The following is an 8,318-nucleotide window of genomic DNA, read 5'->3' as shown; positions in this document are numbered from 1 at the left end:
TATTATATTTTTGAATAAAATATTAATAAATATAACTTAAAAGAATAATTGATTTTTAATTTATATAAACATAGTCTAACAATAATGTCTTAATATTATTACTAAATCATCAATATAACTATAAATTTGCAAAGGAACTTGAGAAAAGTATTATAAAATCGACATAGTAAAATAATAATTTATTATTAGATATTTTATTTGATTTAAAAAAGTACATTTAACAAAAAATTTAAAATAAAAAAATGTAAAAATATAAGGAAATATTTTATTAATCTAATAAACAATGTTTGACATTGTTTTAATAATTTCTATGATATGTTTTAATGTGGTAGTTAATTAGTATATAGTAATTTACAAAGGAGAGGTAAAATGAATATTGTTGATAATCTATATAATGTTGTAAAAAAAGAGGATAGGGAAAGTAAGTATATTTATAGAATGATAAGTGAAAGTTTTTATGATGGACAAGCCTTTGGAATTGAAGTTGAAAGACAAGATATAGTAGATGGTAGCGTGGTGAAAATAGAAAGGGATAAAATTAGAAATATATCAAACATTAAGGAGAAGGTTAATGAATTATTAAATTTACTACATGTTAATCAAGTATCTCCAATACATCTTGTTGACATATTAGGAGAATATGTTGATGAATATGTAGCTGACTTCAATTTATAAAATAAAGGATATTAAAAATCATATAAAATCTAATATTTATAGTAAAATATATTAGAGGTGGTTTTATGATAATAGGAATAGGAACAGATATAATTGAAATAGATAGAATAAAAAGGGCTGTTGATAGAACAAACGGGTTTATAGAAAAAATATTTACGGATAAAGAAATAACGTTATTTAAATCTAAAAATATGAGATTAGAAGTTATAGCAGGAAATTTTGCAGCAAAAGAAGCAATAAGTAAGTCTTTAGGTACTGGAATAAGAGGGTTTTCTTTAAAAGAAATAGAAGTATTAAGAGATGATTTAGGAAAACCGATAGTGTTTTTAAGCGATAATATAGAAAAGTTGATAGGAAAAGGGTATAAGTTAAACTTATCTATATCACACAATAATACATCTGCTATAGCATTTGCTATTTTGGAGGAATCATAATGTATATAATGTCAACAAGAAAGTGCAAAGATATTGATAAATATACTATAGATAAAATTGGAATACCAAGTATTATTCTTATGGAGAATGCTTCAAATGAAGTTATAAGTAATATTTTGAAGTTGAAAGGAAATTTCATTGTTTTTTGTGGAATAGGAAATAATGGTGGAGATGGATTAGCCATTGCAAGAAAATTAATTTTACAAAATAGAGATGTTCATATAGTAGTAATAGGAGGTTTAGAAAAATGCTCTAATGAATTTTCTGTTAACTTAAATATATTAAATAATCTTACTTCAAATATTTCATTCATAAATAATGAAAATAATTTAGATGAATTTTTTACAAATCTAAAGGATTATGAAATTGCAATAGATTGTATATTTGGAATAGGATTAAATAGAAAATTAAATGACTTTTATATAAAATTAATAAATACTATAAATAAAAATTTAAAGTTAAAATAAGTATTGATGTTCCATCAGGATTAAATGCAGATAATGGAGAAACTATGGGAGCTGCTATAGAGGCAGATATAAGCTATACTTTTGAAGTTATAAAAAGAGGGTTTATAGAATATAATGCATTAAAATACCTAGGTGAATTAAACGTATTAAATATAGGAATTCCTGAAATCGTTAAGAAAAAGAATTCAGAAAATATATTTATTTTGGAGAAAGAGCAGTATAGTAATTTATTAAATAGAAGAAGTTTGCATGGTCATAAGGGGACTTATGGAAAAGTTTCTATCTTGGCTGGTAGCAAGGGGTATACTGGAGCTGCTTATATAGCTACAGAGGCATGTGTAAAATCTGGTGCTGGATTAACTACTTTGATATCTTCAAGATATGTACAAGATAAATTAAGTTGTAAGCTTATTGAAGCTATGACGTTAGATATAGAGGAGCGTGATAAGGTAAAAGAAACTCTTAATAATTCAGATGTAATTGCAATTGGTCCTGGAACAACTGGAGATGCGTTATATAAAGATATATTGGATTACATAGAAGACTATAAAGGAAAATATTTTGTTGTTGATGCAGGAGCACTTCAATTATTAACAAAGGATAAAGCAATAATGAAAAAAATTAAAGGAAAAGCAATCTTTACTCCTCATCCAGGTGAAATGGCAAAAATTATAGGTGAATCTATAGAATTTGTTGAGGATAATAGGATAGAAGTTGCTAAGAAATATGCAAAAGAAAATAATATAGTTGTGGTATTAAAAGGATATAATACAGTAATAACAAATGGTGATGATGTGTACATAAATAATACTGGGAATAGTAAAATGGCTTCAGGGGGAATGGGAGACTGCTTAACAGGAATAATATCAGCCCTTCTTGGTCAAAATCATTCTATAATGAATTCAGCATTACTTGGCACATATATACATGGATTATCAGGAGAGATGGCATCTTCTGAAAAGTATAGTACAGTGGCGTCTGAAGTTATAGAGAATATATCAAAAGTTATGGATTATATAGCTAGATAAATATTAAAGTATGAATAAAATCCGATTAAAGCTAATATTAGTAATAATGAACAGATAGGCTTTAGGAGGATTTATGAAAAAGAAGTTATTATTAATACTTATGGTATGTATACCAATTATATCAATTATTTTAGTAATATTATTTAGAGTTACAGCAGAGCCAACTAATGAAGACATAATTAAGTCGTTAAAAGAAATAAAATGTTACAGTACAAAAGTGGAGTATATAATAAAAAACAGTAGATACGAAGAAAGAGAAGATACTACTCAATATTATTTAAAAGATATTGGTGGAAGAATTGATTTTGGAGAAGAAAGAACAAAAATTTATAAGGATAATAAGATTATAGTTAAAGATAATATATCAAATAAGGAATATACAATGGAACAGGAAATGGATATAGTTCATTCTTTAGCATTTTTGAATAAGTTATTATCATATCCTATTGATGAAAATGGCATAAAAGAGGGACAAGAAGAATGGGGAGATACTGAATATATAGAATTTACCTGTGAGATGTTTTTAGATAACGATCATTTGGATAAGATTAGGATTTTTATAGATAAGCAAGAAAAAACTCCAATAGGAGCAATTATATATGATAAGGATGGAAAAGACAGAATAAGAATTGTATACAATGATTTTGAAAAATTAAAGCAATTAGATAATGGATTGCTAGAATAAATAAAATAAAAATAACCAGTTCAATATCTTAAATTAACATTAGTACACTGAAAGAAGTAAAAAAAATGGAGTACATAAGTATATATAATAGTTTTAACTATAAGAAGAAAATTAAGGTATTATAAAAAATAATTATTAGCAGTTAATTGTTAATAGGTAATATTATATAATTAGAAAATTAAATAAAAAGTGTAACATAAGTTTTGACAAAGTGACATAATTTGCAATATAATTTATTTATACATAGATTTTTACTACCTGGAGGCAAATTATGTCTAAAAAGTTAAAAACATACACTTTATAAAAAATGTAGTTAAAATTAAAAAAAAGAGTCAATTTATTGACCCTAATTTAATAGAATATAATGAAAATCAATTTAATATGGAATTTATAGAATTAATGAAAGCTGGTTACAAAGAGATGTCTAAAATTAATTTGGAGCTTTCACAACTTCCTTTCGAGTGCGAAATTGCAGATATTAATGAATATGAGAACTGGCTTTGCGGAGTGTGATATTTCTAATGACGACTATGGTAGTAAAAAGAGGGGATATTTTTTATGCAGATTTAAGTCCTGTTATAGGTTCAGAACAAGGTGGAATTAGACCAGTTATAATAATTCAAAATGATATAGGTAATAAATATAGTCCAACAGTTATAGTAGCAGCAATAACATCTCAAATAAATAAGGCTAAATTACCAACTCATGTAGAGATTTCTTCAGAAGAATATGGATTAAATAGAGATTCTGTTGTTTTATTAGAACAGGTAAGAACACTAGATAAAAAGAGATTAAAAGAGAAAATAGGACATATGACAGATTCGGATATGAAAAAAGTTAATAAGGCTTTACTAATTAGCTTAAATCTTGTATAAAGTTTTATTTGATAAAAGAGTATATTAAATACTTAAGAAACCCGATTAGGGTTTCTTTTCTTTTATAATAAGTTTATAGAAAAGAAGTAAAGTTATACACTGCAGACTATTAGTATATACAATATTGGTACAATACACATATTAGAATAACAAAAAATCTTCAATAGTATATACAAAATAAAAATATTATGATAAAATAATTTTAGTAAATAAAGCACAATATATTTACAGGCAAATAAAATCTTAGGAGGATAAAAAATGATAAAAAATGTTGAAGAATTAAAATCAGTAGCAAAAACTGTACGTGGAGATATAGTTTCAATGTTGACAGAATCACGTTCAGGACATCCTGGAGGTTCATTATCAGCAGCAGACATATTAACTACATTATTTTTTAATGAAATGAATATAAATCCAGAGGATCCTAAAGATGAAAATAGAGATAGATTTGTATTGTCAAAAGGACATGCAGCCCCTGTTTTATATAGTGTGCTAGCGAGAAGAGGTTATTTTCCTGTTGAAGAATTAAATACTTTAAGAAAAATTGGTTCAAGATTACAAGGGCATCCAAGTATGAGGTACTTACCTGGAATAGATATGTCAACAGGATCTTTAGGTCAAGGGATTTCAGCTTCTGTAGGAATGGCATTAGCAGGAAAAATTGATAATAAGAATTATAGAGTCTATACTCTTCTAGGTGATGGAGAGCTTGAAGAAGGTCAAGTGTGGGAAGCAGCAATGTCAGCAAGTCATTATAAGTTAGATAATTTAACTGCATTCATTGACTTTAATGGATTACAAATTGATGGTGATATAACAAAAGTTATGAATCCATCTCCAATAGATGAAAAATTTAAGGCTTTCGGATGGAATGTCTTAGTTATAGATGGTCATAATATAGAGCAAATATTAGATTCAATAGAGAAAGCAAAAGCTTGCAAAGAAAAGCCAACTGTTGTTGTATGTAATACAATAAAAGGAAAAGGAGTTTCTTTTATGGAAAATCAAGCTGCATGGCATGGAACAGCTCCAAGTAAAGAACAATGCGAGCAAGCTTTAGCAGAAATTGGAGGTAACTAGTAATGAGTAAAAAGATTGCAACAAGAGAAGCTTATGGTAAGGCATTAGCATCATTAGCTAATATAAACAATAACATAGTAGTTTTAGATGCAGATCTTTCAAAATCTACAAAGACTGCAGATTTTAAAGCTGTTTGTGAAGAAAGATTCTTTAATATGGGAATTGCTGAATGTAATATGATGGGGGTTGCAGCAGGCTTATCTACTTGCGGTAAAATACCATTTGTTAGTACTTTTGCAATGTTTGCAGCAGGAAGAGCTTTTGAGCAAATAAGAAACTCTATATGCTATCCAAAATTAAATGTTAAAGTATGTGCAACACATGCGGGGCTAACAGTAGGAGAAGATGGCGCATCTCATCAAGCAATAGAAGATTTAGCATTAATGAGAAGTATTCCTAATATGACAGTGATATGTCCTTCTGATGCAGTAGAAACTGAAGCAGCAATTAAAGCTATAGCAAAATATGATGGACCTTGTTATGTTAGACTTGGAAGATCAGCGGTTAATGTTATAAATGACGAAAATACTTATGAATTTAAAATAGGAAAAGGTGTAACATTAGCAGAAGGAAAAGACGTAACAATAATTGCTACTGGAATAATGGTAGATGTTGCATTGGAAGCAAAAGAAGAATTAAAAAACCAAGGGATTATTGCAAGAGTAATAAATATTCATACATTGAAACCAATAGATAAAGAAATACTAGTTAAAGCAGCAAGAGAGACAGGCGCAATAGTTACGGTTGAAGAACATAATATAATTGGCGGACTAGGGTCAGCTGTTGCAGAAGTATTAAGTGAAGAGATTCCAGTACCTGTTTTAAGGGTTGGTGTAAATGATGTATTTGGAGAAAGTGGATTGCCAGATCAATTATTAGAGGCTTATGGATTAACTGCTAATAATGTAATAGAAAAGGCTAAAAAGGCAATTTCATTAAAGAAATAAATAAGTTTACTATAATAATTTAAATATATATAAAATAGCTATATTTACCACTAAGCTGTAGAAGTTTTCTACAGCTTTTTACTTTAATTGAAATTATAAATTATATAAAGTAGGTATGAGCATAAGGATAATAATGTAATTTTAATTGAATAACATTATTAAACTTATAAGAAAATAATATTTATATTATTAGTTAAAACATATATGTAATACTAGTTTTAATTATATAGATTATTAATTAAAACATATATATAATATTAGATGAGATTCTTTAATTGTTTAGTTAAAATATTATAATTTACTTCGGATAAAAACGCATAATATGAGAGAAAATAATAGAGATTCTCTAAGGAAGGGGGATATAAAATGAAAGAAAAAATAAAGGAATATTGTTTAATTATTGTTGGAGTATTTTTAGTAGCACTATCATTAGAATATTTTTTCATACCTAATAATATAGCGGCAGGGGGATTAACTGGTTTAGCTATAGTAATAAATCACTATATACCTTCAATATCAACAGGTCCCTTAGTGTTCATAATGGATTTAGTTTTATTTATAGTTGGATTTATTTTTCTTGGGAAAAGTTTTGGGGTAAAAACAATAGTTTCTAGTTTTAGTTTAGCTGGAATGATGACTATAATAGAAAAATTTTTTAATCCTCAAGCACTAACAGAAGATTTAATGCTAGCATCTATTTTTGGAACCTTTATAACAGCTATAGGCATGGCAATTGTATTTAATGCAAATGCATCAACAGGTGGTACAGATACTATTGCCAAAATATTAAATAAATTCTTTCATATAGATATAGGTAAGTCTTTATTAGCAGTAGATTTTATAATAACCTTATTAGGAGCTATTACTTTTGGAATAAATATAGGATTATATGGATTAATCTCAGTCATAATAAATGGTATAGCAATTGATAAAGTTATAGAAGGATTCCATGTATGTAAGGAAGTAACTATAATAAGTAGTAAAAATGATGAAATAGGTAAATTCATAATGAATGATTTAGAAAGAGGATGTACTTATTTAAAGGGTGTTGGAGGATTCACAGGAAAAGATACCTATGTGTTGTATGCAGTACTAGGAAGAAGTGAATTTATAAAACTAAAACAACATATAAGCAAGATAGATCCTAGAGCTTTTATTACTGTTGGAGAAGTTCATGAAGTTATGGGAGAAGGATTTAGAAATATACAATAATAGTACTAACAAGGGGGACATTTTAATTAGGAGGGAAACAAACCATATGAAGAATAAATTAAAAGAATATCTTTTATCAACAGTAGGTGTAACAATAGTAGCTTTAGGATTAGAATACTTTTTCTTTCCAAATGGAATAGCAGCAGGTGGTGTATCTGGATTAGCGTTAGCAATAACAAAAATGGTAAATATAAATCCAAGTATTTTAGTTTTTATATTTAATGTTATTTTATTTATATTAGCATTTTTCTTAATAGGAGGATCATTTGGAGCAAAAAGTATTTATGCAAGTGTAATGATGTCAATTATTATGTGGATTTGCGAAACCTTTTTACAGCCTAAAGCTATAACTGAGAATTTAATTCTATCATGTATATTTGGATCAGCAGTATTGGCAATAGGAACAACCATAGTATTTCATCAAGATGCATCTACTGGTGGAACAAGCATATTAGCAAAGATTATAAATAAGTACTTTAATTTACCGATAGGTCAAGGTTTATTAATTGCAGATTGTACAGTAACATTACTAGCAATATATTCATTTGGAGTTGAAAAGGGATTATTTGGTCTTTTAAGTGCAATATTAATAGGAAATTTAGTTGATAGATTTAGTGCTGGTATAAATCCTGTAAAACAAGTATTTATAATAACTAATAAAGAAAAATTAGTAGTAGATTTTATAAATAATGAAATAGATAGAGGATGTACAATTTTAACTGGAAAAGGTGGATATACAAAAGAAAATACAACAGTTATATATACAGTATTAAATTCAAGTCAATTTATAACTTTAAAACAATTTATAAAGCATAATAATCCAGAAGCTTTTTTAACTGTAAGTGAATCAACAGAAGCGTTAGGTAAAGGATTTACAGATTATTAAGAAATAATGAAAATTTAAAAGAATTTTGA

At 27.1% G+C, this 8,318-nt stretch carries 10 protein-coding genes; all 10 read left to right on the top strand.

What is annotated here, in order from left to right; translation table 11 throughout:
• Positions 1–369 precede the first annotated feature (369 nt).
• The 10 genes from A500_RS10225 (at position 370) to A500_RS10185 (ending at position 8,289) form a co-directional block, all read left to right on the top strand.
• Positions 370–675 carry a DUF6514 family protein gene (locus tag A500_RS10225; protein WP_016207510.1) on the top strand — a complete coding sequence of 102 codons (306 nt, stop codon included), beginning with the start codon at positions 370–372 and terminating at the stop codon, positions 673–675.
• A gap of 65 nt (positions 676–740) precedes the next feature.
• On the top strand, positions 741–1,109 hold the full coding sequence (gene acpS, locus A500_RS10220; RefSeq protein WP_016207509.1) for a holo-ACP synthase: 369 nt from the start codon (positions 741–743) through the stop codon (positions 1,107–1,109).
• Positions 1,109–1,576 carry an NAD(P)H-hydrate epimerase gene (locus A500_RS21275; RefSeq protein WP_051993146.1) on the top strand — a complete coding sequence of 156 codons (468 nt, stop codon included), beginning with the start codon at positions 1,109–1,111 and terminating at the stop codon, positions 1,574–1,576. The genes acpS and A500_RS21275 overlap by 1 nt, the downstream gene beginning before the upstream one ends.
• Entirely contained in the window at positions 1,573–2,604 is a 1,032-nt protein-coding gene (locus A500_RS10215) for an NAD(P)H-hydrate dehydratase (RefSeq protein ID WP_423219292.1), read from the top strand. Before A500_RS21275 ends, A500_RS10215 begins: the two co-directional genes overlap by 4 nt.
• A 73-nt stretch (positions 2,605–2,677) precedes the next feature.
• The gene (locus A500_RS10210; protein ID WP_016207508.1) at positions 2,678–3,289 is read left to right on the top strand and encodes a germination lipoprotein GerS-related protein; all 612 of its coding nucleotides are present in this window, start codon (positions 2,678–2,680) and stop codon (positions 3,287–3,289) included.
• A 521-nt stretch (positions 3,290–3,810) separates the two neighbouring features.
• Positions 3,811–4,164 (top strand): type II toxin-antitoxin system PemK/MazF family toxin, encoded by a 354-nt coding sequence (locus A500_RS10205; RefSeq protein ID WP_040436753.1) that lies wholly within the window; start codon positions 3,811–3,813, stop codon positions 4,162–4,164.
• Between the two features lie 258 nt (positions 4,165–4,422).
• Positions 4,423–5,244, top strand: coding sequence for a transketolase (locus A500_RS10200; protein WP_016207505.1), 822 nt, complete (start codon positions 4,423–4,425; stop codon positions 5,242–5,244).
• 2 nt (positions 5,245–5,246) lie between these two features.
• The gene (locus tag A500_RS10195; RefSeq protein WP_016207504.1) at positions 5,247–6,191 is read left to right on the top strand and encodes a transketolase family protein; all 945 of its coding nucleotides are present in this window, start codon (positions 5,247–5,249) and stop codon (positions 6,189–6,191) included.
• 366 nt (positions 6,192–6,557) lie between these two features.
• Positions 6,558–7,403, top strand: coding sequence for a YitT family protein (locus A500_RS10190; RefSeq protein ID WP_016207503.1), 846 nt, complete (start codon positions 6,558–6,560; stop codon positions 7,401–7,403).
• A gap of 46 nt (positions 7,404–7,449) precedes the next feature.
• Positions 7,450–8,289, top strand: a complete 840-nt coding sequence (locus A500_RS10185; protein ID WP_040436754.1) for a YitT family protein — start codon at positions 7,450–7,452, stop codon at positions 8,287–8,289.
• The last annotated feature ends 29 nt before the right edge of the window (positions 8,290–8,318 follow it).

The sequence above is a fragment of the Clostridium sartagoforme AAU1 genome (genome assembly GCF_000401215.1).
Classification (GTDB): Bacteria; Bacillota; Clostridia; order Clostridiales; family Clostridiaceae; genus Clostridium; species Clostridium sartagoforme.
This window is presented reverse-complemented; position numbering and strand designations above follow the sequence as displayed.

Coding starts and splice junctions, on each gene's coding strand:
- A500_RS10225 (WP_016207510.1), top strand. CDS start 370: ATGAATATTGTTGATAATCTATATAATGTTGTAAAAAAAGAGGATAGG.
- acpS (WP_016207509.1), top strand. CDS start 741: ATGATAATAGGAATAGGAACAGATATAATTGAAATAGATAGAATAAAA.
- A500_RS21275 (WP_051993146.1), top strand. CDS start 1,109: ATGTATATAATGTCAACAAGAAAGTGCAAAGATATTGATAAATATACT.
- A500_RS10210 (WP_016207508.1), top strand. CDS start 2,678: ATGAAAAAGAAGTTATTATTAATACTTATGGTATGTATACCAATTATA.
- A500_RS10205 (WP_040436753.1), top strand. CDS start 3,811: ATGACGACTATGGTAGTAAAAAGAGGGGATATTTTTTATGCAGATTTA.
- A500_RS10200 (WP_016207505.1), top strand. CDS start 4,423: ATGATAAAAAATGTTGAAGAATTAAAATCAGTAGCAAAAACTGTACGT.
- A500_RS10195 (WP_016207504.1), top strand. CDS start 5,247: ATGAGTAAAAAGATTGCAACAAGAGAAGCTTATGGTAAGGCATTAGCA.
- A500_RS10190 (WP_016207503.1), top strand. CDS start 6,558: ATGAAAGAAAAAATAAAGGAATATTGTTTAATTATTGTTGGAGTATTT.
- A500_RS10185 (WP_040436754.1), top strand. CDS start 7,450: ATGAAGAATAAATTAAAAGAATATCTTTTATCAACAGTAGGTGTAACA.